This window comes from Rothia sp. 27098_8_27, from assembly GCF_041432805.1.
GTDB classification, from domain to species: domain Bacteria; phylum Actinomycetota; class Actinomycetes; order Actinomycetales; family Micrococcaceae; genus Rothia; species Rothia mucilaginosa.
On the sequence record NZ_JAPWAJ010000001.1, the window covers coordinates 858,431 to 885,143 of the forward strand.

The 26,713-nt window shown below is 59.9% G+C and carries 22 protein-coding genes; 8 read left to right on the top strand and 14 right to left on the bottom strand.

Going from position 1 to position 26,713, the window contains the following annotated elements:
• The first annotated feature begins 141 nt into the window (after positions 1 to 141).
• The gene (gene xseA / locus O3675_RS03215) at positions 142 to 1,443 is read left to right on the top strand and encodes an exodeoxyribonuclease VII large subunit (protein ID WP_371570936.1); all 1,302 of its coding nucleotides are present in this window, start codon (positions 142 to 144) and stop codon (positions 1,441 to 1,443) included.
• A gap of 54 nt (positions 1,444 to 1,497) precedes the next feature.
• Complete coding sequence (locus O3675_RS03220; protein WP_049327598.1) at positions 1,498 to 1,755, top strand: exodeoxyribonuclease VII small subunit; 258 nt, start codon at positions 1,498 to 1,500, stop codon at positions 1,753 to 1,755.
• A 122-nt stretch (positions 1,756 to 1,877) separates the two neighbouring features.
• Here O3675_RS03220 and O3675_RS03225 read toward each other — a convergent pair whose 3' ends face one another.
• The 7 genes from O3675_RS03225 to galU form a co-directional block, all read right to left on the bottom strand.
• Positions 1,878 to 3,101, bottom strand: coding sequence for a pyridoxal phosphate-dependent aminotransferase (locus tag O3675_RS03225; RefSeq protein ID WP_049341826.1), 1,224 nt, complete (start codon positions 3,099 to 3,101; stop codon positions 1,878 to 1,880).
• 6 nt (positions 3,102 to 3,107) lie between these two features.
• Complete coding sequence (locus tag O3675_RS03230; RefSeq protein ID WP_371570940.1) at positions 3,108 to 4,292, bottom strand: glycine betaine ABC transporter substrate-binding protein; 1,185 nt, start codon at positions 4,290 to 4,292, stop codon at positions 3,108 to 3,110.
• Positions 4,292 to 4,801: an NUDIX domain-containing protein gene (locus O3675_RS03235; protein ID WP_005508451.1), complete on the bottom strand. Its 510-nt coding sequence runs from the start codon at positions 4,799 to 4,801 to the stop codon at positions 4,292 to 4,294. The genes O3675_RS03230 and O3675_RS03235 overlap by 1 nt, the downstream gene beginning before the upstream one ends.
• A gap of 26 nt (positions 4,802 to 4,827) precedes the next feature.
• On the bottom strand, positions 4,828 to 6,012 hold the full coding sequence (locus tag O3675_RS03240) for a LysR substrate-binding domain-containing protein (RefSeq protein ID WP_303935930.1): 1,185 nt from the start codon (positions 6,010 to 6,012) through the stop codon (positions 4,828 to 4,830).
• Between the two features lie 96 nt (positions 6,013 to 6,108).
• Positions 6,109 to 6,609 (bottom strand): DedA family protein, encoded by a 501-nt coding sequence (locus tag O3675_RS03245; protein WP_049360469.1) that lies wholly within the window; start codon positions 6,607 to 6,609, stop codon positions 6,109 to 6,111.
• A 423-nt stretch (positions 6,610 to 7,032) separates the two neighbouring features.
• Complete coding sequence (locus O3675_RS03250; RefSeq protein ID WP_371570943.1) at positions 7,033 to 8,655, bottom strand: hypothetical protein; 1,623 nt, start codon at positions 8,653 to 8,655, stop codon at positions 7,033 to 7,035.
• A 304-nt stretch (positions 8,656 to 8,959) separates the two neighbouring features.
• Positions 8,960 to 9,868, bottom strand: coding sequence for a UTP--glucose-1-phosphate uridylyltransferase GalU (gene galU, locus O3675_RS03255; protein ID WP_005505093.1), 909 nt, complete (start codon positions 9,866 to 9,868; stop codon positions 8,960 to 8,962).
• Positions 9,869 to 10,208: 340 nt separating this feature from the next.
• Between galU and O3675_RS03260 the strand changes: the two genes are divergently transcribed.
• Entirely contained in the window at positions 10,209 to 10,928 is a 720-nt protein-coding gene (locus O3675_RS03260) for a 5-formyltetrahydrofolate cyclo-ligase (protein WP_044145758.1), read from the top strand.
• Between the two features lie 190 nt (positions 10,929 to 11,118).
• On the top strand, positions 11,119 to 11,304 hold the full coding sequence (locus O3675_RS03265) for an FmdB family zinc ribbon protein (protein ID WP_005505091.1): 186 nt from the start codon (positions 11,119 to 11,121) through the stop codon (positions 11,302 to 11,304).
• A 90-nt stretch (positions 11,305 to 11,394) separates the two neighbouring features.
• Here O3675_RS03265 and O3675_RS03270 read toward each other — a convergent pair whose 3' ends face one another.
• From O3675_RS03270 to O3675_RS03290, 5 genes are all read right to left on the bottom strand, one after another.
• Positions 11,395 to 11,715: a hypothetical protein gene (locus O3675_RS03270; RefSeq protein ID WP_371570946.1), complete on the bottom strand. Its 321-nt coding sequence runs from the start codon at positions 11,713 to 11,715 to the stop codon at positions 11,395 to 11,397.
• Entirely contained in the window at positions 11,708 to 15,709 is a 4,002-nt protein-coding gene (locus tag O3675_RS03275; RefSeq protein WP_371570948.1) for a DEAD/DEAH box helicase, read from the bottom strand. Before O3675_RS03275 ends, O3675_RS03270 begins: the two co-directional genes overlap by 8 nt.
• A 127-nt stretch (positions 15,710 to 15,836) precedes the next feature.
• A complete protein-coding gene (locus O3675_RS03280; RefSeq protein WP_294640344.1) occupies positions 15,837 to 16,295 on the bottom strand; it encodes a cell shape determination protein CcmA in 459 nt (152 codons plus the stop codon).
• A gap of 87 nt (positions 16,296 to 16,382) precedes the next feature.
• Positions 16,383 to 17,201 carry a MurR/RpiR family transcriptional regulator gene (locus O3675_RS03285; protein ID WP_371570951.1) on the bottom strand — a complete coding sequence of 273 codons (819 nt, stop codon included), beginning with the start codon at positions 17,199 to 17,201 and terminating at the stop codon, positions 16,383 to 16,385.
• A 236-nt stretch (positions 17,202 to 17,437) separates the two neighbouring features.
• Positions 17,438 to 19,075 (bottom strand): alpha-glucoside-specific PTS transporter subunit IIBC, encoded by a 1,638-nt coding sequence (locus O3675_RS03290; RefSeq protein WP_070599077.1) that lies wholly within the window; start codon positions 19,073 to 19,075, stop codon positions 17,438 to 17,440.
• A 419-nt stretch (positions 19,076 to 19,494) separates the two neighbouring features.
• Here O3675_RS03290 and O3675_RS03295 point away from each other — a divergent pair, with 419 nt between their 5' ends.
• The 3 genes from O3675_RS03295 to O3675_RS03305 all read left to right on the top strand — a co-directional run bounded on the left by O3675_RS03295 (position 19,495) and on the right by O3675_RS03305 (position 24,194).
• A complete protein-coding gene (locus tag O3675_RS03295) occupies positions 19,495 to 20,373 on the top strand; it encodes an endonuclease/exonuclease/phosphatase family protein (RefSeq protein ID WP_371570954.1) in 879 nt (292 codons plus the stop codon).
• Between the two features lie 71 nt (positions 20,374 to 20,444).
• Entirely contained in the window at positions 20,445 to 22,259 is a 1,815-nt protein-coding gene (locus O3675_RS03300) for an alpha-glucosidase (RefSeq protein WP_304269676.1), read from the top strand.
• Between the two features lie 129 nt (positions 22,260 to 22,388).
• Positions 22,389 to 24,194 carry an alpha-glucosidase gene (locus O3675_RS03305; RefSeq protein ID WP_371570957.1) on the top strand — a complete coding sequence of 602 codons (1,806 nt, stop codon included), beginning with the start codon at positions 22,389 to 22,391 and terminating at the stop codon, positions 24,192 to 24,194.
• Positions 24,195 to 24,323: 129 nt separating this feature from the next.
• On the opposite strand, the gene O3675_RS03310 is transcribed toward O3675_RS03305, so the two are convergent.
• A complete protein-coding gene (locus O3675_RS03310; protein ID WP_371570960.1) occupies positions 24,324 to 25,328 on the bottom strand; it encodes a permease in 1,005 nt (334 codons plus the stop codon).
• 294 nt (positions 25,329 to 25,622) lie between these two features.
• Between O3675_RS03310 and O3675_RS03315 the strand changes: the two genes are divergently transcribed.
• Positions 25,623 to 26,084 (top strand): hypothetical protein, encoded by a 462-nt coding sequence (locus tag O3675_RS03315; protein WP_371570963.1) that lies wholly within the window; start codon positions 25,623 to 25,625, stop codon positions 26,082 to 26,084.
• A 200-nt stretch (positions 26,085 to 26,284) separates the two neighbouring features.
• Here the strand turns inward: O3675_RS03315 and O3675_RS03320 are convergent, their stop codons facing one another.
• Complete coding sequence (locus tag O3675_RS03320; RefSeq protein ID WP_080562532.1) at positions 26,285 to 26,707, bottom strand: type II toxin-antitoxin system VapC family toxin; 423 nt, start codon at positions 26,705 to 26,707, stop codon at positions 26,285 to 26,287.
• Positions 26,708 to 26,713: the final 6 nt, after the last annotated feature.

A 26,713-nucleotide genomic window follows, 5' to 3' on the forward strand; every position in this document is an offset into this window, starting at 1 on the left:
CGCTCACAGTGTTCAAAGCCGATTCAGACCCGCAGAATGCGCCAGAAGCTAAGTTCTGCCTGCACTGCGTGCAAGCTACCCGAGTCGCCAGGCTGACCTGTAAGCAGGCGCATAACCGACCAATCAGGGACAATAGAAGGTATGAACTTCTACAACCCCTCCGCAGCGCAGCCGGCACCCGCACTGGTGGTGCCGCCCGTGCACGAGCGGCAGCTTCCCGGGAAGTCTCAGGAAACCACCGCCATCAACCCCTGGCCCCTCGCCCTGCTCGCGCAGAACCTCAAAAACTACGTAGACAAGGTTCCCGAGCTCTGGGTGGAGGCGCAGGTCGCCTCCCTCAACGGCCGCGGTGGCAACGTCTTCATGGAGCTCAAAGACCTCAACGAAGACTTCTCCTTCACCCTCGCGCTCTTCGGGCGTGCCGGTAGCGGCCTGGCGGCCGATGTGACCGTAGGCGCTCGCATCGTCACCCGCGCCAAGCCGAGCCTGTGGAAGAACGGCAAGCTCTCCCTCATCGGCAAGGAAGTGTACGCGGTCGGCACCGGTAACCTGCACGAGCAGTTGCAGCGTCTGCGTGAAGCTCTCGCCGCTGAGGGGCTGTTCTCTGACGCGAGGAAGAAGCCGCTACCCATGCTGCCGAATCGCGTGGGTCTGATTACCGGTCGCGATTCTGACGCGGAGAAGGACGTTATCCGCAACGCCTCCCTGCGCTGGCCCGGCGTGGTCTTCGAGGTGCGCAATACCCGCGTTCAGGGTGAGGGTGCGGCGGCTGAGGTCATTGCGGCTCTCGCCGAACTGGACGCCCACCCGGAAGTGGACGTCATCGTCATCGCCCGAGGCGGCGGATCCTTCGAAGACCTGCTGCCCTTTTCTGAGGAGGCGCTCATCCGCGCCGTCGCGGCGGCCACCACCCCGGTGGTCTCGGCAATCGGTCACGAGGCAGACTCCCCCATCCTCGATGCGGTCGCCGACCTGCGCGCCTCCACCCCCACCGATGCGGGTAAGCGCATTGTGCCCGATATTTCGGAGGAAACCGCCCGCATCACCGAGGCCCGCGCCCGCCTGGACCGCGCGGTGCTCGGCTACGTGGGCATGCAGATGAACTACATTGCCCAGCTGCGTAGCCGCCCGGTGCTCACTCACCCGGAGTCCTCCCTGCTCATGCGTGTGGAGGAGCTGAGCCAGCTACGCGAGCGCGCTCACCGTTCGGTGCAGCACCGTCTGGAGCGTGAGTCGGCGACTCTGTCGCATACGTTGGCGCGAGTGCGTTCGCTCTCGCCTGCGCAGACGCTCAACCGCGGCTACTCCATCGTTCAGGATGCCGCGGGCGCTATTGTGCGTGACGCTTCGGCACTGAGCGAAGGCGAGCAGATTACGGTGCGTGCGGCGACCGGTTCGGCGCAGGCGGCCGTGACTTCTACGGGTCCCTCAAACATCTCCTAAACCTCGATACCCCTACGTTTTACCCCTAAGTTTTTACCCTTGAAAGGTTCCTCAATGAGCGAGAACATTAGCTTCAACAGCGCCGAGCTGGGCGCCCCCGTCGAAACCCTCGGCTACGAGCAGGCGCGTGCCGAGCTGGAGCAGGTCGTGCGCCAGCTGGAGTCCGGCGCCAGCGACCTGGAGACCTCTATCGCCCTGTGGGAGCGTGGCGAGGCGCTTGCCGCCCGCTGCGAGGCGTGGCTGCAGGGCGCGCAGGAGCGCCTGAACGCGGCACGCGGCGCACAGGCTGGTCAGGAGAACCTGGCAAACTAAAGCCGCTTCCAGCACCCGCTCTGGCACATCCTCCAGCCGTCAAACAGAAATAGCCTGCCCCGCAGCTCATCAGAACTGCGGGGCAGGCTATTTCTATCTGTCACAAGGCAGAGGCAACAGGGCTAGTGCTTCTGCTTGTAGTCAGCCATGAAGTTGCCCAGGCGCTCCAGGGCGCTGGTGAGGGTCTGCGTATCGGGCAGGAACACCAGGCGGAAGTGGTCCGGGTCCTTCCAGTTGAACGCGCGGCCGTGGCTGAAGAGAATCTTCTGGCTCTTGAGCAGGTCCAGGGCGAACTGCTCATCGTCGGTAATGTCGAAGCGCTCAACATCAATCTTCGGGAACAGGTAGAGCGCGCCGTCCGCGCTGGTGCAGCTGATGCCGTCAATCTCGTTGAGCATCTTGTGTGCCAGGGTGCGCTGCTCGTACAGGCGGCCGCCGGGAACGATAAGCTCGTTAATGGACTGGTAGCCGCCGAGCGCGGTCTGGATTGCGTGCTGTGCCGGGACGTTGGAGCACAGGCGCATGGAGGCGAGCAGGTGAATGCCCTCAAGGTAGCTTGCGGCGTCCTTCTTCGGGCCGGTGATTGCGACCCAGCCTGCACGGTAACCGCAGACGCGGTACGCCTTGGACAGGCCGGAGAAGGTCAGGCAGAGCACGTCGTCGCCGGTGAGGGTTGCCATGTTGATGGCCTCTGCGCCATCGTAGGTAATCTTTTCGTAAATCTCATCGGAGAACACGACCAGACCGTGTTCGCGTGCCACATCCACAATCTGCTTAAGCACGGAACGCGGGTAGACGGCACCGGTGGGGTTGTTCGGGTTAATAACCACGATGCCCTTGGTGCGCTCGGTAATCTTCGACTTAATGTCTTCAATGTCCGGGTACCAGTTGTTTTCCTCATCGCAGAGGTAGTGGACGGGCTTGCCGCCGACCAGCGCGGTGGCTGCGGTCCACAGCGGGTAGTCGGGCATGGGGACGAGGATTTCGTCGCCGGTCTCGCACAGTGCCTGCAGGGTCATCGGGATCAGCTCAGACACACCGTTACCCAAGTAGATAGATTCGGTGTCGAGGTTCATGATGCCGCGGTTCTGGTAGTGGTGCACAATGGCGGTACGTGCCGAGTAGAGGCCGCGGGAGTCAGAGTAGCCCTGAGTTTCGGGCAGGTGACGAATGATATCCATCATGATGGCATCCGGCGCCTCAAAGCCGAAGGGCGCGGGGTTACCGATGTTCAGCTTGAGAATGCGGTGACCCATCGCTTCCATGCGATTGGCCTCATCCAGAATGGGGCCGCGGATGTCGTACAGGACGTTGCTCAACTTTGAGGACTGACGGTACTTCGTCATGATGATTTACTTTCTAGGGTGATCCAAAATGAATTGTGCTGCGTCGTCATCTGCGATGGGGTTGGAACCGCTAGTCAGACGCAACAGGAACGAGAGGTTACCCGTGTCTAATGTAGATGATACGCGGTTAATTGCCGTACGGGCGCTATCTGGCAGGGTACGGCGGATAATTGGCACCAGTTGCTGCTGCAAAAGTGCCGTTGACGGGTCTTCCAGGGTGACCAGGCGGTTCTCTTCAATCGCGGAGTCGCTGCTGTGCAGCAGGGTCACCTGCACGGTGTCTGCGGTGAGGGTGTTAACGCGCTCGGCGGGGTCGTCCTGAATCTTCGGGTCGTGCACACGGTAACGGTAGAGGCTACGCAAAGAATCCACACCATAAGTACCGCTGGAGTACCCTGCCGGGATGGAGAATGCCAGAGAAGACTGCACATCGCGCAGGTTTGCGAGGGAGTTGAGCTTGTGGCGGGCGCTCACGGCGCGGGTGGTGACCAATACATCCTTGTTGGTGGCGTTTGCGCCGTTGAGGAGCACAAGCTCTTCGGGCAGGATGCGCGAGATGGCGTTGGTCATGTCGGTGGTGCTCATAGCGCGCAGGTTGATGGGGTCTGCAGAACGGGTGGAGCTTGCGGTAGGGCTCGCGGTAGCGTCCGTAGCATGCGCGGAGGCGGTGCTCTCCTCCGCGGTGGGGGTAGCTGCCGGGGGCAGGGTCACGCCTGCGGCTTGAGCGGAGGCACTCACGGAGGCGGCGATGCGTTCGTTCTGCGCCGCGGCGGGGCTGATTTTGCCGTCGTCGGTCAGGTAGAGCAGCAGGTCTCCGCTGTAGTCGATGACCAGGTCCAACGATTCAGGGGCGGCAGCAGTGGTGCTGCCGGTTTCCTCGTCGTCGGGCAAAGTTGCGGTAGGGGTGGCGGAGTTAGCCGAAGGAACCATGAGCCCGCGCAGGGCGGCGGCGCGGCTGTTGTCGGTGTCGACAAGTTCAACGGAGTAGCCAATCTGTCGCAGGGCGCGCGCGTACACGTTCGCTACGGCGCGCATCTCACGCAGAGCACCGTAGCCGATACGCAGAGTACCGTAGCTGGATGCGGAAGGGTCCACCTGCGGGGTAGCGTCATTATTCCCGCAGGCGGCGAGCAGCGGCATGAGCGCCAGGGAGGTGAGCGCCGCACGGCGGGTGAGGGTCAGTCGGTTCATTAGGGAAGCTTCCGTGCGTTTTCGTCGGCAAGAAATTCGCGGTATTCGCGTGCCCAACTGGCGGCGTTGGAGTAGCCCATCATGGAGGCTACCTCGTCGATGAGGGTGCCGTAGCGGATGGTGTCCAGCTCAGCGATGGGTACCCAGCGTGCCGTGTCGGAGGATCCGTTGATTTCGTGGCGCAGTTCGCCGGTGACAATGTGGGCACGGAAAACCACCCGCAGGGCGCAGAAGGGTAGCGCTTGCGGATCTTTCTGGGTGGAGCGCACGGGGAAGTGTCCGGCGTGCACGCCCAGAATGTCTTCAATGGCGACGCTGTAACCAGTCTCTTCGAGGGTCTCTCGCAGCGCGGTTTCATCGGCCTGTTCGCCGGGTTCCATGCCGCCGCCTGGCAGGGACCAGAGGGGGCTGAGCGCGCGGTCTTCGGGCACCCAGCGGGTCATGAGCAGCTTGCCCTGCTCAATGATCACTGCGTAGGCTGCGGGTCGGGTTTCCATTGCTAATGCCATGGTTTGATTTTACCGTCTATCGTTCGTTAGCGTTTCTTGCCGCGGCGTGCGCTGGCGGCTTTGGCGGACTGTCGAGCGTGCTGGCGCGCGTTACCGTTTTTCTTGGCGTTGGCGCGCTTTTTATCGCGTGCTTCGCGGCGGGCGTTGGCGGCTCGTGCCTTCGCTTTTTCCTTTGCTTTTTCAGCGGCGATGCGTTCGGCGCGTGCCTGCCGGGTTTCGCTACCGCGCTCACTGGTTGCGGTGCGGCCACGCACAATACCGATGAAGTCCTGCAGGAGCGCTTCGAGCTCTTCGCTGCGCGGCTCGCCCTTGGGGGCACGCGGCCAGACCAGGTGCACCGGGTAGGTGTCCAGGCCCGCAACGGGGCGGTAGGTGAGGTCCTTGCGGTGGTAGAAACGCGCAATGGACATGGGCACAATGTACAGACCCACACCAGCGGCAACCAGCTCGATGGTTTCCTTATCGGTCAGGCCCTCGGGCACGATGCGACCGGCACTCTCACGCCATGCGCGGGAGACTTCCTCATAAGCGGGAATATCGGAGGCGGGCTGCAGCAGGAACTCTTCAGCAAGCTCCTCCACGGGCACCTCATCAAGCACGGTGAGCACATGGTCCACCGGCAGAATGACCACGGGTAGCTCCTCGTAGAGGCGGATGCTATGGTACTTTTCGCCGTCGGTGCTTGCCGGTTCGCGGTCGGGGCGCACAATGCTCATGTGTGCGAAGGGGTTCTCGGGTACGTCCTTACGCTCAATGGGGGCGTGCTCGGTAGCCTCAGCGCTAACCTCGGCGGGCGCCTCGGAGGCAGTTTCTTCCGCAGAGTTGAGGGCAGGGTCAATCAGGCACAGGTCCTGATGCAGGGAGTCCAGGCCGCGCGCCTCACGCACGGGTACCTCCGCCAGCTGCACACGGTCGCCGAAACGCTCGTGCCAGCGGTTGAACCACTTGCCGGGCATAATCGCGGGCACGTAGCTAATGCGCAGCATAGAACGCTGGAGCACGGGGATGGGCAGAGCCTCCGGGGTCTGGATCATCGCCAGCTGCTCGGGATGCAGGTACACGCGGGCGGGGGCCTCGGTGGGCGCTTCGCTTTCTACCTGGTCGGTAGCGTTTTCGGGCGCGCTCTGCTCGGGGTCGATTGCGGTGAGGGCAGAGTCGTTGACGGGCTGCTCTTCGGGGGTGCCTGCGGTGGAGGATGCGGATGAACTCATCCCTCCACGCTAGCACATCTTGGGCGGGGGCATTGAGAGCAGGTGAGTGGCCTCAACCCGGCGAGATAGTGCACCTATCCCCCGCTGAAGGTAGGACTAGTTCTCGGTGATGTTATCCGCAGTGTTCTCAGCGGCTTCACGGTTAATGCGGCGTTCGCGTAGCTGAGTCACAATGACCAGCACCGTAATAACGATGGCAAGGGCGAGCGGGAACATCCACGGCTCCAGGCCGAGGGCCGCAAGAATTGCGAAGCCGATCGTGGTGTAAATACACGCCCACATGAAGGTTCCAACCAGCATCGCGGGAACCCAGCGGCGCAGAGGCATTTTTGTGAAGCCGGTCGTGATGATGACCGCGGTTTGCAGACCCACGGTGAGAAAGCAGAGGGGCACAGCAATTACGCCCCACCGGTTAATCAAGCGGCGCGCTTTACGGTAGAGCGGGCTGTCCATGGCTTTGCGGATGCGGTCGAGGCGAGCGCCGCCTTCAGCAGCGAGCGCGCCAAGAGCGTACACGATGCTGGTGCGGACGATTCCGACCACCCACATGAAAGCTAGGGCAACCTCAATCGGGAGTGCGTCAAACCAATCTTTCACCCGGCTATTCTCTCATGAGTGGGCGATATTGACCTGATTGAAGGTTCTTTGAGGCTTCTTATTCGACATATAGAGGTGGCAGAAAAAATTTTTAAACTTTTTTCAGCCGGGGGCTATTGCCTCTTGTCGCCTGCAATGGCGCGGATTTCACTTAGGTAAACCTTAGTTTATTGACAGGGTGTCGCTATTTTCGGCTTGTCACCCACGCGGGAATTAGGATATATTTTTATTACCGAATAGGGCAGGCCTTGTGGGAAGGCCTTCCTAATCGGTCTAGAAGACTTTCTTCCTGTGTGTGATGCTAGAAAAGGAACCCCATGGACGGGGTTCCTTTTCTTTTTAACTTCTTCCCAATCATCCCCAGGCATACAAAAACCCCGACAGTGTGAACTGTCGGGGTTTTATGCGTGTCTGGAGCAAAGTCTACTTCTTACCCTGGTTCTTGTCCTGACGGTGCAGAGCACTCAGCGGCTTGGGCAACTGAACCGGGTTCCAGGTGTTACTCACAGCCTCAAAGGAGGAGCCAGCACCGGGGTGGCGGTTCGTCGAACGAACACCGCCGGTCGCAGTAGCACCGGTCGAAAGAGCCGGGTCGTTCAGCGAGGCGATATCCAGCGCATCGAACTCGGAATCATCCAGGACATCCGGCAGAGGAATCTCTTCGAGAACCGGCTGAGCGGGAGCCTGAGTAGCAGGTGCCGCAGGCGCCTGGCGGACGGGCGAACCGTCACGCAGAGCCTGGCGAGCCACCGGCTGATCCGGGTGAATTGCCGGCTGCTGTGCGGCAGTTGCTACCGGCTGTACAGGTGCCTGGGTGGCTGGTGCAGGCTGAGCTGCTACCGGCTTGGCGGGAGCCTGTACGGGTGCCTGAGCGGGCTGAGGCTGGACAGGCTGGCTCGGAGCAACCGGAGCCTGAGCTACCCGCTGAGGCTGTGCCGCAGTACGCGGTGCACCGGAGGAAGTAGCGGAACCGCTCTCCTGATCAAAGAGCACGCTACCGCGGCGAATCGGTTGGAATCGACTCGGACGCTGCTGGCGACGCTCCTGACGGTGTGCGACGGGCTCCTCCGCCGCGCGGGCAGAACGGGCAGGTAAGGCACGAGAAGAATGAGCAGGTGCCGCAGCAGGCGCTTCCGCACGAGGAGCCGCCTCGGGAGCCTCAGCTGAAGATTCCACCGCGATGTGCGCGCGGCTCGGGCGTGCCGCCTCGCGGTTCACGCCGTGTACAGGCTTGTGGGTAGTAGCCTCACGGGTGGCGGGGCGAGCATGATGCGCAGGCTCTTCAGCAACTTCAGGCTCCACACCCTCAGCCGCCGAATCCTCTACAGGCTCAGAAGCGTCATCGCCGGCTTCTTCATCTTCATCGGACTCTTCGTAGGCTTCGTTCTCAGCTTCGTCATCCTCATCATCTTCTGCCTTAGCTTGGCGTGCATCGCGGCTCGCCTTGACCTGGTTAGCAACAGACTCCAGCAGACCAAAACGGCTCACAGCCCATGCACCGCCGGCAAGAATCAGCAAGAGAACAGCCCAGCCCCACGCCAGAACTCCAAAGAGCGCCAACAGGCCGGTGACCAGGGCAAGAACACCCAGACCAGCTGCAACCAGCAGGGCAATACCGCTCGGGCTCGAAGTATCAAAGTAGGACAGAGGCGAGGGCTTTGCGTCCTCCACGACCGGAATCTCGTCCGTGTACGGGACAGTCGGGGAAGATTCGCGAATCTGCGAAATAGAAGCCGTATCGGGCGCAGGCTGGGCGGATTCCTCCACCGTGTGGGAGGAACGGGAAGAAGCCTGCGGAAGAGCGGAAGAGGGCAGGGAGGTGCCCGGCGCCACCGCATGATCGGAGGACTGGTACGCCTCCGACTCATTCAGCAACACACCCGGGGAGGCGAGAATATCCTCAGCGGTACGCTCGGCGCTAATCAGGGGACGCTCGGGTTCCATGGCGGGACCAGCAGGCGCGCGACGCAGGCTCCTGGGCACAAACCACAGCAGCAAAATCACGGTCAGAATTACCAACACACCGGAGGTGTTTAACAGCGTCATATCAGGTCGCCCTCTATCGTCCCTTTATCCCTAGACTTTAATCATACCCTTATATTCCCGATGCTTTCCATAAGTGGCAAGAATCGGTCTGGATATGCGCATATACCCCGGAAGGAATATGTATCCAATGATGCTTGTGTATGTTCGTCACAGGACCATTACTAAGCCTTCACTCAGCAATACCCCATGTACAGCGCAGAGGAAGGCGCCTTTCCCCGGAGCTAATGCCCCCACCGGAAAAACGCCTTCCTCAGCGTGAATGGTATTTATCGATTGCCCTCATCAGAGAGCGGATGCAGAGCGCTTAGCAGTTCTCTGCGACAAAGTCCTTCAGCCATGCGCGCAGGTCGTCACCGAACTCGGGGCGCTCAGCAGCAAGAATAACGTTTGCCTTCAGGTAGGACAGCTTGTCACCGGTGTCGAAACGGCGGCCCGAGAAGACCACACCGTAGACACCTTCACCTTCGCCATCACCCTGGGCCAGGGTCTGCAGGGCGTCGGTCAGCTGAATCTCGCCGCCGCGGCCCGGAGCGGTGTTCTCCAGAACCTCGAAGACCTTCGAGCTCAGAACGTAACGGCCAATCACAGCGTAGTTCGAGGGAGCCTCATCAGCAGCAGGCTTCTCAACCAGACCGGTGATCTTAACGAAACCATCCTCGCCCTCAACAGCCTCAATAGCAGCCGCACCGTAAGCAGAAATAGCCTCGCGGGGAACCTCCATCAGAGCAACGACGGAACCGCCGGTACGCTCCTGGACCTCCACCATGCGAGCGAGCAGGTCTTCCTTCTCATCAATCAGGTCATCGCCGAGCAGAACAGCGAATGCTTCATCACCAACGTGACGCTTTGCGCGCAGAACAGCGTGGCCCAGACCCTTGGGGTCGCCCTGACGCACGTAGTGCAAATCGCCACCGAGCTCATTGGTCTCAACAACAGATGCCAGCAGGGCGTCCTTACCCTGCTCAGCGAGCTGCTGCTCCAGAACGGGAACGCGGTCGAAGTGATCCTCGAGAGCGCGCTTGTTACGGCCGGTAATCATCAGAACGTCGTTCAGACCGGCACGAATTGCTTCCTCCACCACGTACTGAATCGCGGGGCGATCGACGACGGGGAGCATTTCCTTGGGGGTTGCCTTCGTTGCGGGCAGGAATCGGGTGCCCAGACCAGCAGCAGGAATAACTGCCTTAGTAACAGACTTAATTTCAGTAGCCATGCCACAAGAATACCCTAAGTTGTAAAGTACTCAATGCGATTTATCGACACTATGACATGAAAAAATCTTCAACGTGACTAACTACATATCGGTGAAGGCACATTCTTCGGGCTGTAGAGAAAATACCTTCTTCAGAACCCAATGCTATTTTCTGTAATCTCTATACTAAAAAGTAGAATCTACAGCCCAACAGAGTAGGTTGCTTTTTTGCCATCTACCAGAACGTTTTCACCCTGCCTCGAAACGCCCCTCAGCGCGGAGGCATCATGGCCCAAACCAGCCAATCTAGCCCATAGAACCGCTCTCCCCCGCCCCACATAAGACCTCACCCGCAAAGACGATGGGACACACCATGCACCTCAACACCACCCCCGCCACCAGCAACTCCGACGCCGGTGCCAGCGCAGACGATATCTCCCTGGATAAAGACATTCTCCGCTCTCAGATTCGCCCGCGCCGCCTCACCGCACGCAGCCATCGCGGCGAACAGGGCCAGCAGCAGATGCAGGAGCTCTTCACCGCCCATATCCTCGAAGCAGTCGCGCAGCGGGTCCACTCCCCCGGCACCATTGCGGCATATCTGCCCACCAAATCCGAGCCGCCCATTCTTCAAGCCCTAAACGCTCTCCATGAGCAGGGACACCGCATCCTCGTGCCCGTCGTACGCCCCGGTCGCAAACTCGCCTGGGTGCACTGGGACCCCACCGTTGAACATCCACTCAACCCCATGGGAATCCCCGAACCCGAAGGCGAAGAACAGGACTCACAGGCATTCGTGAACGCCGATGTGCGCCTCATCCCCGCTCTCGCCTTTGACGCTGACGGGCACCGCCTCGGTCAAGGAGGCGGCTACTACGACCGCATTATCCCCCTGCTCAGCGCACAGCAACTGGAGGAGCAGAGCATCGGTGTGGTCTTTGCTGACGAAATTTACGAAGCTATCCCCTACGACCGGTGGGACGTTATTCTGCCGGTGATTCTCACCGAGCGGGGTATTTTCCACGCTCACCAGCAGAGCTATAAACACCCGACTCCCCATGCCTGGTTCGCTCTTGATTGACACCCCGAATCTTTATGCAAAACGCAAAGATATGCAGGAACACACCAACAAAATCACTCACGAAAAAGGCGAAAAGAAACAGAAATAGCTATTTGAGAAGAAAACGCAAATAGCTCCCAACCTTTCAAAAGCGGTACACTCAAACCACGTTAGTGAACCATCCCAGCGAAAACGGATACAGAAGGACAAAATGCCGGTCTACGTTTACCAGTGCAAGAATTGCAACCACGTCTTTGAACAGCGCCAGTCCTTTAGCGACGATGCACTGCGCGTCTGCCCGCAGTGCGGCGAAGAAACCCTGCGCAAGCGCTACAACACCGTCGGTGTGACCTTCAAGGGCTCCGGCTTCTACAGCACCGACAAGGGGAACTCCTAAACGGGGTTCCACACCAGCCAAAACGAGGGGCGGGGCAACACAGGTTGCCCCGCCCCTCGGCGTTTAAGAAGCACTCCCGACTCGGATGCGCTACACGATATTGTTACCCCAGTGCGGAGGACGCTGCTGACGCATCCATTCCAGACGCTCACGCTCCTCCGGGGTCAGCGGCTGCTCAGATGTAGCCGCTCTCTGAAAACCCGCCTTCTGGGCGTTCTGGTTCTTCTGGGAGTTCTGGCTCTGGGCATCAGCTTTCTTCGCGGAAGCCCCCGCAGCAGACGAGGCACCCGAAGCCACCACCGGAGGCGTCGTCACACCCACCAGCAGAGGCTCAGCCCCGCTCACCGAGCCTCCGCCGCTCACACGGCGGTGACCACGGCGAGGCTTCGGCGTCGACGAATAACTAGCCACGAACCTCAGCGCCCTCATCCATATCCAGGTAGTGCAGCACGCGCGCCACCACAGCATCCGGGTCGGCGAACACCTCCAGGGTGCCCAGCGTAATGTAGTTCCAGCCCGTGCGGCTCAGACGCTCCGGCAGCAGACGGGTACGCTCACGCACCGAAGCACGCGCGTAATTCTGCTCGCCATCAGAGCACGCCACCAGCGGCATAGCCGCCGGAGCACTCGGCTGCGAAGACACCACGGGAGCCACACCCAGCGCGGGCACCGGCTCAGCAGCCAGCTTCTCCGGGGCGTGCGCAATCAGAGCGATATCGCCCTCACCGCGGCTCACACGCACACCGCAAGCTTGCAGGCGCGCCACCAAATCGTTCAGCAGCCAGTCGCCCAAATCCGGGGTGTCCGCATCGTCGGCAGCCAAGAATGCGTTACGCGGCAGGGTTTCCGGCACGCGCTGTGCCTTCGCCTCTGCTTCTTCACGCGCCTGACGTTCCGCGTGCTCACGCAGCAGGTGGTAGAAGTCCACCGCACCATGATGTAGCTTCTGCGGGTCCAGCTCCGACGGGTCAATGCACGAAACGATGCGCAGGGCACGGCGTGCGCGAGTCAACGCCACCACAAAGCCCTGGCGGCCGTGCTCGGCAGACAGCTGACCCAAATCGTACGACGCCTGACCGAGTCGGGCACGGCCCACGCCCAGAGAGAAAATCACGGTGTCGCGCTCGAGGGTCTCAGCGCGGGTCAGGTCGACCACGCGGAAAGACTCCTCACCGGCGGCGAAGAACGGCGCCAGCTGCGGGTACAGGCTCAGGGCGTGACGCACCGACTCAGCCACACGCTGAGCGTGCTTCGGGCTAGCCGTCACCACCGCCAGCGAACGATCCGGGGTACGGTAGGCGTGCTCAAGCACCAGGTTGGTCACGCGTTCCACCTCAACACCGGGCGAATCCAGGTTCGCGTTATCGCTGACCTTACCGCGAGTATCAATGTACTCAACGGTCAGCGAACCGGCAGGTTGAGAGGAGGCCCGGCTCACCGGAGCCGCATGCAGCTGCGAGCCGTAGAACTCCCGGTTCAGGTAGTCCAGAATCACCGGGTCCATACTGCGGTGCAGCATCGCCAAGGTGCGGTTGGGCAGCACGGTAGCGAGCACATCGAAGGTGCTGTCCAGCTGCTCGTCGGTCGGCTCGGGTGCACCGAAAGTCGGCGCGGACACGATGAACGGCGAGGGGTAACCCGAATGCGGGTCACCCAGGGCAATCACCTGGTCTGCGCGGGTAATCGCCGGCAGGTTCGCCGCCAGCGGGGTCGACTCGGAGTCCAGCAGCAATACCGTATCAAAACGCATGGAGGCGGGAACCTTACGCGCCAGGGCGAAGGGGCTCGCAGTCCACAGCGGCAACAGGGTGCGCGCCATGACCGGGGCGTGAGTCAGCAGCTCCTCGAGCACGAACTCGTAGCCGCGCAGCTGGCTCTTCAGGTACGCTGCCTGATCATGCTCAGACTCAATACGCTCAGTCCACACGCGAGCAACCTTCGCCAGCAGACGCGCCGGGGCGCTAGTCATGTGGGCGTAGTCGGCACGGCGGAAACGGGACTCCGTGTCGCGCAGGCGGTCGCCGTCCAGCAGTTTACCCTCGTGATGCTGCAGCAAGAATTCCAAGGCAGACTGCCACCAGGCGAGCTCCAGCTCAGCGGAAACAACCTCGGTCGGAACCTGACGTGCGTACAGGTCATCGAGCAGCTCCGACAGGCCGCGCTCACGCAGCTTCTGGGTCAGAGCGTCACGCTCAGGCAGGGTCATCAGCAGCACGCGGTCCGCCATGAGGGCGTCCAGGCGCGCATCCAGCACGTCCAGGTCGGTGCGCACAAAATCGGTGCCCTCAACGGTGTCAGCCAGGACAATACCCAGGCCCGCCAACTCAGAAACCAGGGAGTTCAGGGCGTCAGCCAGCTGATCCAGGTTCTCCGGGATCTGCGGGGTGCGGGGCGCCTCAATGTGGCGAATCCACTCGGCACGCTCCGCCTGAACCACCTTCAGCTGCTCGTGCAGGTCACCAATATTCACGCCGGGCAGGATGTACTCCTTCGCCGCGCGGCGCAGGCGGGAACGCTGCATACTGCTCATCTCGATGCCGTTCTCACGACGCCACGCGCCCGAAGCAGTCGCCGCAATCAGGTCGGTCACCGGACGGTCGTAGACGTCCGCGCGGAAACGCTTGAGGGTCTCACGGATGCGCATCAGAATCGCCAGCTGCGACTCCCACTCGGCGATGGTGCGGCCGCGGCGCAGACCCAGCATGGCGCTGGTGCGGTTCATCGCCTCGCGCAGGTTCAGCAGGGAGGACTTGAGGGTAATGACCAGGGCGTACGCCTCGGCGGCTTCCTCGTCATTGACCAGGCGGGCACGGTACCACGGGGAGGTACGCGAAGCCGCCGCAAAACCATCAATCTCACCCAGGCGCACCAGCTCGGCACGCACCTGCTCACGCTCCATGAGCGCATCAAGCATGGGGCGGTCAAAACGCACGCGGGTTGCCGGGCCGTCCTCGGAGGCGGTCAGTTCAGCCAGACGTTGCAACGCCGAGTAGACAGAAATCTGCCAGTTCGAGTCCTTGTTCAGCAGGGCACGAGTGTGATCGAGCAGCGCGGCACGGGTCGCCACGAGCTCTTCGTTCAGGTCCTCAGAGTTCGGCTCTTCCGCGCCCTCATTGCGCACAATCGCGCGAATGAACTCGGCGCGCTGACCCTCGGAGTCGTGCTCGGCAAGCAGGTCGTAGCGCAGGCTCTCAATGCCGGTGCGCTTGAGCAGCGCCGAGAACTCGGCAAGGGTGAAGCGCTTCTCGCCCACCACGAGCACGGACTTACCGCGACCCATCAGCGCGGATGCAATGTTCACGGCGGTGCGCAACGGCTCGGTGCCGGGTGCCGCAGTGATAGTGAAGGAGAAACCGCTGACAGCGGTGTCGATAATCTCCTGGGCGTTCGCGTCAGCGTCCAGCAGGAGCATTTCTTCTGCCGGGTCGCGCTGGTCCAGGGGCTGCTGCAGGTTGTGGGCGTTGAGCTCGCGCGGCTTCACCCCGGGAACCTTCAGTGCCGCCAGGTCACGCACCAGCGGGGTGATGGCGGTGTGCGGCAGCTCGCCTAGGCTTTCCTTCAGGTCAGCAAAGGTGGAGATGAAGTACTTCGACTCAATGGTCATGCCCGGAATACGGCCTGCGGAGGCGCGCATACGCTCGATAACAGGCTCGGGGTCCAGGCGGGACATGGAGTTCGCCAGCTGCGCCACGTCCATGGTGCCCAGGTCGATGCCGTACTCCTGCTTGATCTGGCGGACCATCGCCGGGTTCAGACGTGCGGAACCGGCGAGGCGCAGCTCGAAGTCGTCGTCCTTCGGGTGCGGGGTGATGCTCAGCGGCGCCATGAGAATCGGCGCAATGAAACGCTTCTCGTAGGCAGCGGTGTCCTCGCGGGTATCGTGCGACAGCCAGGAGGCGGTACCCGCCACGAAGTAGCCGGAGTCAAGGCCGTGATCGGTGGCGAGTTCGTAGATTTTGGTACGCAGGGTGCGGGCGGAGCGCATGCCCGCCTCGAGCTGCGACTTGTCGCGCAGGATTGTGGAGAGGCGGGTCTTGCGTCCGGCGAGTAGCTGAGCCAGACCGGAGGGGTTCGCTTCGGACAGGTCGATGTGCACGTAGTCGACCTGGTTGAAGTCGAGCATCGCGTCCGGGCCGGTGTAGACGTCCATCTGTTCTGCCCAGCGCTCAAGCCCCGCCGAGGGGTCGAAGTCCTCGTGGGCGGGGTTCAGGTGTGCGGGCAGCTCGGCGATGTTGATTTCGTCGGCTACTTCGTGGGTTTCCTCTGCTGAGGTCGCGGCGGCTGCGGCGGGCTGAGCAGTATCAGCCGGGGTGCCGGGTGCGTGTTGCGCGTCGGTAGGCTCGGGAATCTGGTTCACGTCGTGAGTGTCCTTGTGGGTCAGTGCGGTGTACGTTTGCGCGTACACACCGAAGATGGTGGTTCTTCCGGGGTCCTCTGCCCGGGTGCCTCATGCTGTACTTCAAGCGGGGCGGGTGTCAGCGTGCGCCTGCGTGCTTAGTGTGCCCGCGTGCTTGCTGTCTGTTCCTCTGTGCTTACTTCGACCACATTGCGATGTTCACGGCGAGTAGCACTACGGTCACCAATACGTAGAAGACCAGGGCGGGCAGAAGCGCCCAACGGTACTTGGGTGCTAGTTCGCCTTCCAGGTTGCCGAAGCGCAGGGAGCGGAAGAGGAAGAAGCTCAGGATTGCGCCGGGCAGGTTACCGATAATGACCAGCAGTACGGTCAGGTACAGGGCGTAGGCTCGTTCGGTGCGTTCGTTCTCTGCACCTGCGAACTTGAGGGTGCCGCCCAACAGCAGGCTGAGGCATGCGTTCAGGAAAGCCACGGTGAAGAAGGGAATCTTCAGGGCTGCTTGGAAGTCCATCTGGGAGTTCGCTGCGCCCAGAGCAATCCACAGCAGTAGCAACGCGGGGATGATCATGAGGTACCAGAACAGGTACTTACGCATCTTCTCGGTGTTTTCGATGAGCGCGAAAATTGCGGTCACAGGGTGTCTCTTTCAGATGATCTCAGGCGGATTCGGTCGGATTCAGGAGGAGTGAGTGAAGGAGCAGGCGGGCACGGTAATGCCTTGTCAGACGTCGATTTCGTCCCCATTGTTGAGAGCGTCTTCCACCTGGTCCTGCAGGGACTCGCGGCGCTCATTCTCAACGTGTTCAATGTAGCGGCGCACGATGTAGTCCAGCAGCACCGACAGCGCAACGAAGGAGTAGTAGGGCTTACGCTGGGTGCTGATGTGGGTGGGGGTGGTCTGGTAGTGCAGGGAGTACTCGGCGTGTGAAGACATGTAGTTCACACCAATGGCGGTCACCGCAATCATGGGGATGCGGCGTAGCGCCAGCATCTTAATGTGTTCGCGCATGTTCTCGGTCTGACCGGAGAAGGACACAATGATGACCACGTCGTCCTGGGTCATATTGTTCATGGCGCTTTCGAACTCATTACGTGCCGGGATGACCTGGCAGAACTTACCGCAGACCTGCATGGACTTGGTAAATTCCTGCACAGCATTGCGCTGAGCGTAGCCGGTACCGAAGCAGTACACAGTGCGAGCCTCATGGATGCGCTTGAGCAGTCCGCTCAGTTCCATGTGCTCGAGGTAGTCATAGGTGCGCTGAATGTCTTCGCGGCCGCTCTCAATGAACCGCGGGTTGAAGGGTTCGCTGCGGTTCAGAGAGGACTTAATGAAGTACTTCAACTCAGCAAATCCGGAGAAGTTCAGCTTCTTCGTCAGGCGGATAATTGAGCTGGTCGAAGTATAAGTTTTATGTGCCAAAGAGTTGATCGTTGACTCCGCAACGAACTCTTCGTTTTCTAGCATGAATGCCAAAATTTCCCGTTCAGTTTCACTGAATCGGTGCTGGTTCGCATTCACGACGTCTTGTAAATCCACTCAAAGCTCCTGAATCCGATGGTGAGCAATATATAAATAGTACACGCTCTAGGGTCATCGGCCAGGGTGGGCGAGGTTGGTCGTCTCTCACTTTGGGTGGGTGCCTCGTGCAGATTTGAGTCCGGGTGCGAGCCTGGATACAGCTTCGCCGGCGGCATCGGTGTTATCCGATACCGCCGGCGAAGTCTATACCTTATGAGGCGTTATGCCGTCAGACGGTTGAAAGCTGATTCCTCTTAGGAGAGGGTCTTAGCTTCGTTCACCATGGTCTCGAAACGCTCGCGAACCTGGGGAACATCCATGCCGACGATAACCTGGAATGCCTTGCCCTTACGGACCAGACCCAGAGCGCCTGCATTCTTGAAGTCTGCATCCGAGGGGCTGACGAGGGACTCATCAGCAACGGAGACACGCAGGCGGGTTGCGCAGTTGTTCACGGTGGTGATGTTCTCTGCGCCACCGAGCAGTTCGAGGAAGCCAGCTGCACGGGGTGCGTAGAGGTCGCCGTCAGCGGACTCAGCAGCTGCGCCGCCGTTCTTCTCAGCAGCCTTAGCTGCCTTGTACTCTGCCTTGCTGTAGAGCTTGGTCTCGCCGCCGTCTTCTTCACGACCGGGGGTCTTGAAGTCAAACTTCAGAATCATGAAGCGGAAGATCAGGAAGTACAGGACGGTGAAGCACAGGCCCACACCAATCTGCATGAGGTAGGTGCCGGAGTGGTTTGCCCACAGCGGGATCCAGTTCTGGAACAGGAAGTCGAGCAGACCGCCACCCATGTAACCAACCAGACCCAGCTGGTACATGATTGCTGCCATGGATGCTGCCAGGATTGCGTGGACCAGGAACAGCGGGGGTGCAAGGAACAGGAAGGTGAACTCGAGGGGCTCGGTGATACCAATCAGGATCGCGGTGAGGCAGACGGGGATCATCAGAGCGAGAACTTCCTTGCGCTTCTCGGGACGAGCAGTGGTGTAGAACGCCGCTGCGATACCGATGGGTGCAAAGACCTTGGAGTTACCGTGCAGTGCGAAGCCGCCGCCGGGGAACAGTTCCTTCAGGGGCTTGTCGCTCTTTGCGAACTCGGTCAGGTGGGTCGGCCAGTCCTTAGCAATACCGTTCGGGGTAACAACATTACCGAAGACGAACGGGGAGTAGATAAAGTGGTGCAGACCGGTCGGAATCAGGAAGCGCTCGAGGAAGGTGTAAACCCACACGCCGAGTGCGCCGGATGCGATGAAGAAGCCCTGCAGGGAGGAGATGCCGTGCTGAGCGTAGGGCCACAGCCAGGAGAACAGGAATGCCACGGGCATCATCAGGAAGAAGCAGACGCCGTAGACGTACTGGGAACCCTGGAAGATACCGAGGAAGTCGGGCAGCTTCTTGTCGAACCAGCGGTTGTGTACCCACACCACGATTGCGGAGATGATGATTGCACCGAAGATACCGGTGTCCATGGTCTTGATACCGGCGATCATCTTCAGACCGGTACCTGCCGCACTCTCAGAGATGTCGGTGGTGTAGTCCAGGTCGAAGAAACCGGTGCCGCCCTTGCCCCATACCTTGAGCATGGCGCCGACGAAGTAGTTGAAGGTCAGGTAGACCATTGCAGCTTCCATCACTGCACGTGCGTTAGCGGTCTTTGCCAGTGCAATGGGCAGACCGATCACGAAGAGCAGTTCCATCTGGTTGAAGACGGTCCATGCGCCGGACTCCCAAACGGACCAGAAGTGGTTCCACGCGCTTTCCTTGTCAGCAGCGAGGGGAATCAGGTCGCCGTTCTGTGCAATGATCGCAATACCGACCGCGAGGCCAGCGAATGCGAAGAGAAGAACGGGTGCCAGCATGGCAGAGCCGAACCTCTGTACTTTTTCCATCATGAGGCTATACGCCCTTTCGGGTTGTCGAGTGAGCGGACGCAGGTGCCGGCGATCGTTGCCGGTCTGCGGTGGCAACGCCGTATCTTTATACCCTCAAACGAAAGTATATGAGACGGGTGCCACATATCCTGCGTGCGCTAAATGCCGAATGTGTTTTAGACAGAAACAATAATGCCAGGTCATACCTGCCCACAGGTACCAAAACTGTGAGTTTTGAAAGAGTTTTTCAGAACCTGAAACATATCCCGGCACTGGTTAAAAATACTTGCTGCAGATGAGACTTTTTCCCTATTACCTAGCGCACAGAATCGATAGCATAAACAGTGCGCCCATAGAGGTCAGAGTGCATAAACACTCACCACCTCAATACGCGGTGCGCATATCATTCTTCAACCTCACACATACCCCGGACTTAATACATGCGCTTCCTCACCCTCAACACGCACAGCTGGTGCGAAATCCACCAGATTGCCAAAATCCGCACCCTCGCAAAGTTCATCATTGAACAGCAGGTGGATGTCATTGCGCTGCAGGAAGTCAACCAGCTCACCTCCACCCCCGTGGTGAAGGACCCCCTCAACTACCGCGGCGGCGCAGGCGTGCCGGTTCACGAAGACAACTACGCCCTGCTACTCGTGCAGGCACTCAACGAAATGGGCGCAACCTACGAGTGGACTCTCACCGAAGCCCACATCGGTTGGGACCTCTACGACGAATGCGTAGCAATTCTCTCGCGCCTGCCGATTCGCGGCATCAAGCCCATCGACATGTCCCCCGAGTACGGTTACCACCAGGTACAGCGCCGTGCAGCGCAGGCGGCGCTCATCGAAACTGAGACGGGTACCTTCTGGTGCGCAACCACCCACATGTCCTGGTGGGACTTCGACGGTGAGCCCCTCTTCGCGCAGGAATACACCCGCCTCTCACAGGCCCTGGCAGAATGTGCCCTCACCGCACCCGTACTGCTCGGCGGCGACTTTAACTCCGCCGCGCATCTGAGCGATGAAGGCTACGCGCTGGTCACCTCCAGCGGCATGATTGATACCCGCTCACTGGCGGAACACACCGACGGCGAAAACACCGTCCACCGCGAAATCGCCGGCTGGGAAGGTAGCACGGACGCCAAGCGCATTGACTTCGTGTTCGCTGACCGACTGCTCACGGTGAACTCGCACGCGGTAGTCTTCCGCGACAACTCCCCCGAAGCCATCTCCGACCACAGCGGTCTACTCCTAGAAATTGACCCCTCCAGCTGGGCACCGCAGAGCCTCCTGACGCCCCTCACCACCCAGCACTAAGGTCATCAGACTTTAGCCGCCTATAGAGCGGCCCCGCACAACACTCATCCATACCAAGGGAAGGAAGAACAATGACGACCCAGACCCAGTGGTGGCAGGAACCCGTTGTCTACCAGATTTACCCCCGCTCCTTCAACGACTCCAACGGCGACGGCATCGGCGATCTGCCCGGCATTACCGAGAAGATTCCGTACCTGGCAGACCTCGGCATCGAAGTACTGTGGCTCTCCCCCATCTACGCTTCCCCGAACGACGATAACGGCTACGACATCTCCGACTACCGCGCCATCATGACCGAGTTCGGCACCATGGAAGACTTCGATGAGCTACTCGAAACCGCACACAAGCACGGCATCAAGCTCATGATGGACCTCGTCGTCAACCACACCTCCGACGAGCACGAATGGTTCAAGCAGGCACGCTCCTCCAAGGACAACCCCTACCGCGACTACTACATCTGGCGCGACCCCAAGGGCTTCGACGAGGACGGCAAGCCGATTCCGCCGAACAACTGGATTTCCTGCTTCAGCCCCTCCGTGTGGGAATGGGACGAGGCGACCGGCCAGTTCTACCTGCACTACTTCTCCGTCAAGCAGCCCGACCTGAACTGGGAGAACCCGAAGGTCCGCGAAGAGGTCTACGACATCATGCGCTTCTGGCTGGACAAGGGCGTGGACGGCTTCCGTATGGACGTCATCAACCTGATTTCTAAGGACCTCTCCTTCCCCGAGGACCCGGCAGTTCTCGCTGGCGGCCTCGACAACTCCCTGGCTGTCGCAGCCAACGGCCCGCGCGTGCACGAATTCCTGCAGGAGATGAACCGCGAGGTCTTGAGCAAGTACCCGGTCATGACCGTGGGCGAAACCCCCTGCGTGACCGTGGACGACGCCGCACTCTACACCGGTTTCGACCGCAACGAGCTGCAGATGGTGTTCCAGTTCGAGCACATGGACGTAGACGCCTCCGAAGGTGGCGTGACCGGCAAGTGGTCCGACCGCCGCTTCAACCTGGTTGATCTCAAGAAGGTCCTCACCCACTGGCAGGAAGGCCTGCACGGCCGCGGCTGGAACTCCCTGTACTGGAACAACCACGACCAGCCGCGCACCGTCTCCCGCTTCGGTAACGACTCCCCCGAGTACCGCACTGTCAGCGCCAAGATGCTCGGCACCGTGCTGCACCTGATGCAGGGCACCCCCTACATCTACCAGGGTGAAGAGCTGGGCATGACCAACGTCTTCTTCGACGATGTGAAGGACTACAACGACCTGGAGATTCACGACTCCTGGCGCAAGTACGTTGAAGAGTCGGGCCGTGTCTCCGCTGAGGACATGCTGCGCTACATCAGCGCCTCCGGCCGCGATAACGCCCGCACCCCCATGCAGTGGACCGCTGGCGAGAACGCAGGCTTCACCTCCGGCACCCCGTGGCTGAAGCTGAACCCGCGCTACACCGAAATCAACGCGGAGGCAGAGCTCGCTGACCAGGATTCGGTGTTCTACCACTACCGCGATCTGATTAGCCTGCGCCGCGAGCACCCGATCGTCCTGACCGGCGAGTACCGCCTGCTGGATGAAGAGGATGACCAGGTTTACGCCTACCTGCGCGTGAACTCCGATGAGGACGCCGCCGCAACCGGCGAGCGCGCACTGCTGGTCGTCGCGAACTTCACCGATGACACTGTTCAGCTGAACTACGCGGGCGGCAACCTGGATTCGGTGGTGCTGACCAACTCGCAGGCACTCTCTCCGACTGAGCTGAAGGCAATCGAGAACACCCCGAAGCTGATTAGCTCGAACTACCGCGATGAGAACCGCGAGTTCACTGACGAGGGCACTCTGCTGCGCCCCTACGAGGCGAAGGTGTACCTCTTCGGTAACGCCAAGTAGTCGTACCCCACTCTTACTGTGCGAAGGGGGACCAGATACAGACATTCCGGTCCCTCTTCGCCCTATACTTCAATCACAGACAAAATTTGTTCCTCTTTTCGGCTGGATGGCCGGTACAGAAAGGCAATTATGAGCAATTCCGAGGCATACCAGGTTCCCTCCTACGAAGGCCGCCAGTGGTGGAAGGAAGCCGTGGTGTACCAGGTGTACCCCCGTTCCTTCAACGACGCAAACGGCGACGGTATTGGCGACCTGAAGGGCATCACCGAGAAGCTGCCCTACCTGGCTAAGCTGGGCATCAACGTCATCTGGCTCTCCCCCGTGTTCGACTCGCCGAACGTGGACAACGGCTACGACATCTCTGACTACTTCGCGATCATGAGTGACTTCGGCACCATGGAAGACTTCGATGAGATGCTCGAAACCGCCCACAAGCACGGCATCAAGATCCTGATGGACCTGGTCGCAAACCACACCTCCGATGAGCACCCCTGGTTCAAGGAATCCCGCTCCTCCAAGGACAACCCCTACCGCGACTACTACATTTGGAAGGACCCGAAGGGCTTCGACGAGGACGGCAACCCGATTCCTCCGAACAACTGGGCGTCCGAGTTCGGCGGCCCGGCGTGGGAGTGGGACGAGGCGACCGGCCAGTTCTACCTGCACATCTTCTTCAAGGAACAGCCCGACCTGAACTGGGAGAACGAGAAGGTTCGCGAGGACCTGTACTCCATGGTCCGCTGGTGGCTGGACAAGGGCGTTGACGGCTTCCGCCTGGACGCTATCAACATCATCTCCAAGCCCGAGGGCTACCCGGATGACCCCTCCACCGACTATGAGAAGCACACTTCCTCGATTCCGTTCGTCATCACGAACGGCACCATGGTGCACCCGTGGATGAAGGAGCTCACCCGCGAGACCTTCAGCCGCTACGACGTGATGACCGTGGGCGAGACCAGCGCAACCAGCCCCGAGGACGCTAAGCTGTGGGCTGGCTACCACACCGGTGAGCTGAACATGATCTTCCACTTCGATCACATGGGCGTGGATAACGACCCGAACGGCAATCTGGGCGGCAAGTGGTCCTACGCACCGTACAAGCTGACCGAGCTCAAGCGCATCCTGAACGACTGGCAGACCACCCTGGAGGGTAACGCCTGGGGTTCGCTGTACTGGAACAACCACGACCAGCCGCGCGTTGTCTCCCGCTTCGGTAACGATTCGGATGAGTTCCGCACCCTGTCCGCTAAGCAGTTGGCGACCACTCTGCACTTCATGCAGGGCACCCCGTACATTTACCAGGGTGAAGAGCTGGGCATGACCAACGTGAAGTTTGATTCGATTGAGGATTACCGCGATGGTGACTCGATCCGCTTCTACGAGGACATGCACGTTGATCACAAGCGTCTGAGCCACGAAGAGGCGATGCAGGCGATTTACATTAAGGGCCGCGATAACGCTCGTACCCCGGTTCAGTGGGATGCCTCCGCTAACGGTGGTTTCAGCCCCGAGGGTGTGACCCCGTGGATTGCTGTGAACCCGAACTACCCGGCGATTAACGCTGAGGCTGTTCTGGCTGATGAGGATTCGATTTTCTACCACTACCAGCAGCTGGTGGCTCTGCGCCGCGGCAAGCTGAAGGACCTGATGGTTTACGCAGCCTTCGCTCCGGTGGATTCGGTTCAGGTTCCGCACAACGAGGATGAAGCTGTGTACGCGTACACCCGTACCGGTGGTGCGGATGGCAGCCCCGCGAATGAGTCTTTGCTGGTTGTTTCGAACTTCACCGACCAGGAGCAGGAGCGCGACTTCGCGGTGCTTTCTGAGGCTCGTGAGGCTGGTGCTCGTGTTGAGCTGGTGAGCTCGAACTACAAGGACGACGCGGGTTCGACCCTGCGCCCCTACGAGGCGAAGGTGTACCACATCGTTCGCTAAGCGCTGTAGCTCGTTGAGTGCTACCGTGTGCCGATAAGGTGATAGACAGCAGAAGGAGGGTGAGGCTTATGCCCCGCCCTCCTTTTGTGTTGTCTCCTGTGTTCTCCCGGCGTGCTTTCTTGGCTCTACTTAGCTGGCGAAGACGAGCTGCAGGATCGGCACGGCGAGCGCTATCATTCCTACGCTGACGGCCGCCCCTGCGGCAATGACGGGGGCTGCGGTGCCTTCGTGCCGGTAGTGGGTTTCCAGAATGACGATATTAGCGGCTGGCGGTAGCACTCCGAGGATAAAAAGTACCTGTGGGTGCGCCAGTAGCTGCTCGAGGTGCACTCCAGTGTGCGTGTGCATCCAGTGTGCGGCGGTGAGTACGCCGACGCTGTAGACGCTCACGAGCACGGCGCGTAGGAATGCCCATCCGGCGGCGCGGGTCAGGTCGGCGCGGTGTAGCTTGGCGACACCGAGCCACATGCCCAGAACAATCAGTCCGATAAAGCTGAAAATCCAGGTCAGTACCCGGTAGAAACCCGCCCCGTGAACGCTCAGGAAAGAGCCGGCGGGCAGGCAGAGCAGACCCACCACCACGGCGATAACCGGCGGGCTGGTACGCAGCCCCCGCAGCACCGTGTGGAGGGTTTCACCACGGCTCCTAGTGGCTCGTGCATCCTGTGTTGTGTGTGAGTTCTGCGCGGCTCGTGCACTTGAGGCGGCGCGCTCCCCGGCATCTGTTGTAGAACCGCCTCGTAGCAGCGAGGTGCCCAGAATATTTCCCATGATGGAGTTGCCGATATACGCGCCGATGTAGACTCGCACGGCTTCCTCACCCCAGAACCCGGCGACCACGTGGATGCCGAAGAGTCCCGCGTTCAGATAGACGAAGGCGAGTTTCTGCACGGGGTCGCGGGTGATGCGCCCGGCGCAGAGCACTCCGAGGAGCATCAGCACCATGGTGGAGGCTGCAACGAAGAAAAGCTCAGGGCGGCTGGTGGCGACGGTGTAGATGATGACGGCGGGAATGATCCAGCGGGTCAGCAGGGCGGAGGCGCTTTCTTTCAGGCGGTTGCCCCAGTGCTCAGGTAGCAACATTGCGAGCCCGAATCCTGCCCCTAAGTAGAGGAGTGGGAGGATGATTCCCATGCTCGTTCCTTTCGCTGTTGCTGTGTCTGTGCCGTTGTTTTACGGCTATGGTCCCTGTCTAATAACCCTACCCTGAACCTTCAGGTTGAGGTTTACTGCTTTTTCGTTGTATTTTTCGAAATTTTCGCGTCATATTGCATCATATTCGCTGATGCTCTCGTTTTTTATACTGCTCGCTTCTAATCTTGAAATATAGAGAGAATATATTTTCCACCACATTCTTTCGTTCTATCACCGACACTCATTTCTTACGAGATTAGGAACTAGGCTGTTCCTTCTCCCGTGAGGCTAAATATGCAGGAGCCCGCAATGCAGCAGCCGTATCTTTCGTCCCCTCCCGAATCTGGAGGCGTCCCGCAGCGTCCGGCGCAGGTTTCCAGTCAGCATGCTGATTCGCATATTCCGTGGCGTTCATCAGCTCCACTTACTGCCCCCGCTACAGCTTCTGTAGCGACTGTACCCGCCCCTGATGGCCCTGAGCGCACGTTTAGGGTTCCTCACCCGGTGTTGAGCGCTATCTCGTGGATGATTGCGGCTGCGAGCGCTGCATGGCTTGTCATTCTGGCTGTTTCGTTGACGATGATTGTGGCGTCGGGTCTGAGCCATGATTCTGAGTTTGTGATGCTGACCTATGGTGTGTACATGGCGTGCGCGTTTGGCTTCTGCTGTTTTGGTACGTTTTTTGCTTTGCATTTTGGGTTGGGGTCGAGCGCTCATTGGCGTGATTCGATTCGCCACCCGCATCACCCACACTAAAAAGGTTTATTTCTAGGCGTAGTTTTTTAGGGCATTTATTTGGAGTGCGTTTTTATTTAGACTCGCAGTTTAAATAAATAGACGATTTTTTATAAATCCTAAAACGCTTTCCCTTTTTCTACACGACTTAATGCAAGAAGCCGCCCGGCGCATCCACAAACAGGATGCACCGGGCGGCTTCTTCACGGGCTTTGCCTCCGCTATATTGCAGGTTCGAAGGGGTTCAGGAGTCGAACATGCAGACGCTCAAAATCTTTGACGTTGCGCGTTACAAGGGTAAGGCCGTGTGCCAGCGCGGTCGCAGCAATCCAGGCGTCATTCTCCGGCGCTTTATCCGGTACATGAAGCCCTGCACAATAATCAGCTACAGCCCCGTCAATAACAAGAGTTCGTTTCTGAAATTTCTCTCGAACTGTCGAGCACCATTCACGCAGATACGCTCCTTGTGCCGGATCTTTACGCTCCATGGCGAGTACTCCACGCTCCAGCTCCATCAAGGTCACGACGCTAATATAGAGCGGCCTATCGGAGTAAACACGAAACCACGATTCAAAGACAGGGTCAGCTTTACCTCGAGAGAATTTCCACAGCTCAGAAATGACATTGGTATCAAGCAGATACATCGTTAC

What these genes read in the sequence shown, in the direction of transcription:
- O3675_RS03260 (WP_044145758.1), top strand. Translation starts at nt 10,209, where the DNA reads ATGGGACACACCATGCACCTCAACACCACCCCCGCCACCAGCAACTCC.
- O3675_RS03265 (WP_005505091.1), top strand. Translation starts at nt 11,119, where the DNA reads ATGCCGGTCTACGTTTACCAGTGCAAGAATTGCAACCACGTCTTTGAA.
- O3675_RS03315 (WP_371570963.1), top strand. Translation starts at nt 25,623, where the DNA reads ATGCAGGAGCCCGCAATGCAGCAGCCGTATCTTTCGTCCCCTCCCGAA.
- O3675_RS03235 (WP_005508451.1), bottom strand. Translation starts at nt 4,801, where the DNA reads ATGGCATTAGCAATGGAAACCCGACCCGCAGCCTACGCAGTGATCATT.
- O3675_RS03295 (WP_371570954.1), top strand. Translation starts at nt 19,495, where the DNA reads ATGCGCTTCCTCACCCTCAACACGCACAGCTGGTGCGAAATCCACCAG.
- O3675_RS03290 (WP_070599077.1), bottom strand. Translation starts at nt 19,075, where the DNA reads ATGATGGAAAAAGTACAGAGGTTCGGCTCTGCCATGCTGGCACCCGTT.
- O3675_RS03220 (WP_049327598.1), top strand. Translation starts at nt 1,498, where the DNA reads ATGAGCGAGAACATTAGCTTCAACAGCGCCGAGCTGGGCGCCCCCGTC.
- O3675_RS03230 (WP_371570940.1), bottom strand. Translation starts at nt 4,292, where the DNA reads ATGAACCGACTGACCCTCACCCGCCGTGCGGCGCTCACCTCCCTGGCG.
- galU (WP_005505093.1), bottom strand. Translation starts at nt 9,868, where the DNA reads ATGGCTACTGAAATTAAGTCTGTTACTAAGGCAGTTATTCCTGCTGCT.
- O3675_RS03305 (WP_371570957.1), top strand. Translation starts at nt 22,389, where the DNA reads ATGAGCAATTCCGAGGCATACCAGGTTCCCTCCTACGAAGGCCGCCAG.
- O3675_RS03250 (WP_371570943.1), bottom strand. Translation starts at nt 8,655, where the DNA reads ATGACGCTGTTAAACACCTCCGGTGTGTTGGTAATTCTGACCGTGATT.
- O3675_RS03310 (WP_371570960.1), bottom strand. Translation starts at nt 25,328, where the DNA reads ATGGGAATCATCCTCCCACTCCTCTACTTAGGGGCAGGATTCGGGCTC.
- O3675_RS03225 (WP_049341826.1), bottom strand. Translation starts at nt 3,101, where the DNA reads ATGACGAAGTACCGTCAGTCCTCAAAGTTGAGCAACGTCCTGTACGAC.
- O3675_RS03300 (WP_304269676.1), top strand. Translation starts at nt 20,445, where the DNA reads ATGACGACCCAGACCCAGTGGTGGCAGGAACCCGTTGTCTACCAGATT.
- xseA (WP_371570936.1), top strand. Translation starts at nt 142, where the DNA reads ATGAACTTCTACAACCCCTCCGCAGCGCAGCCGGCACCCGCACTGGTG.
- O3675_RS03240 (WP_303935930.1), bottom strand. Translation starts at nt 6,012, where the DNA reads ATGAGTTCATCCGCATCCTCCACCGCAGGCACCCCCGAAGAGCAGCCC.
- O3675_RS03320 (WP_080562532.1), bottom strand. Translation starts at nt 26,707, where the DNA reads ATGTATCTGCTTGATACCAATGTCATTTCTGAGCTGTGGAAATTCTCT.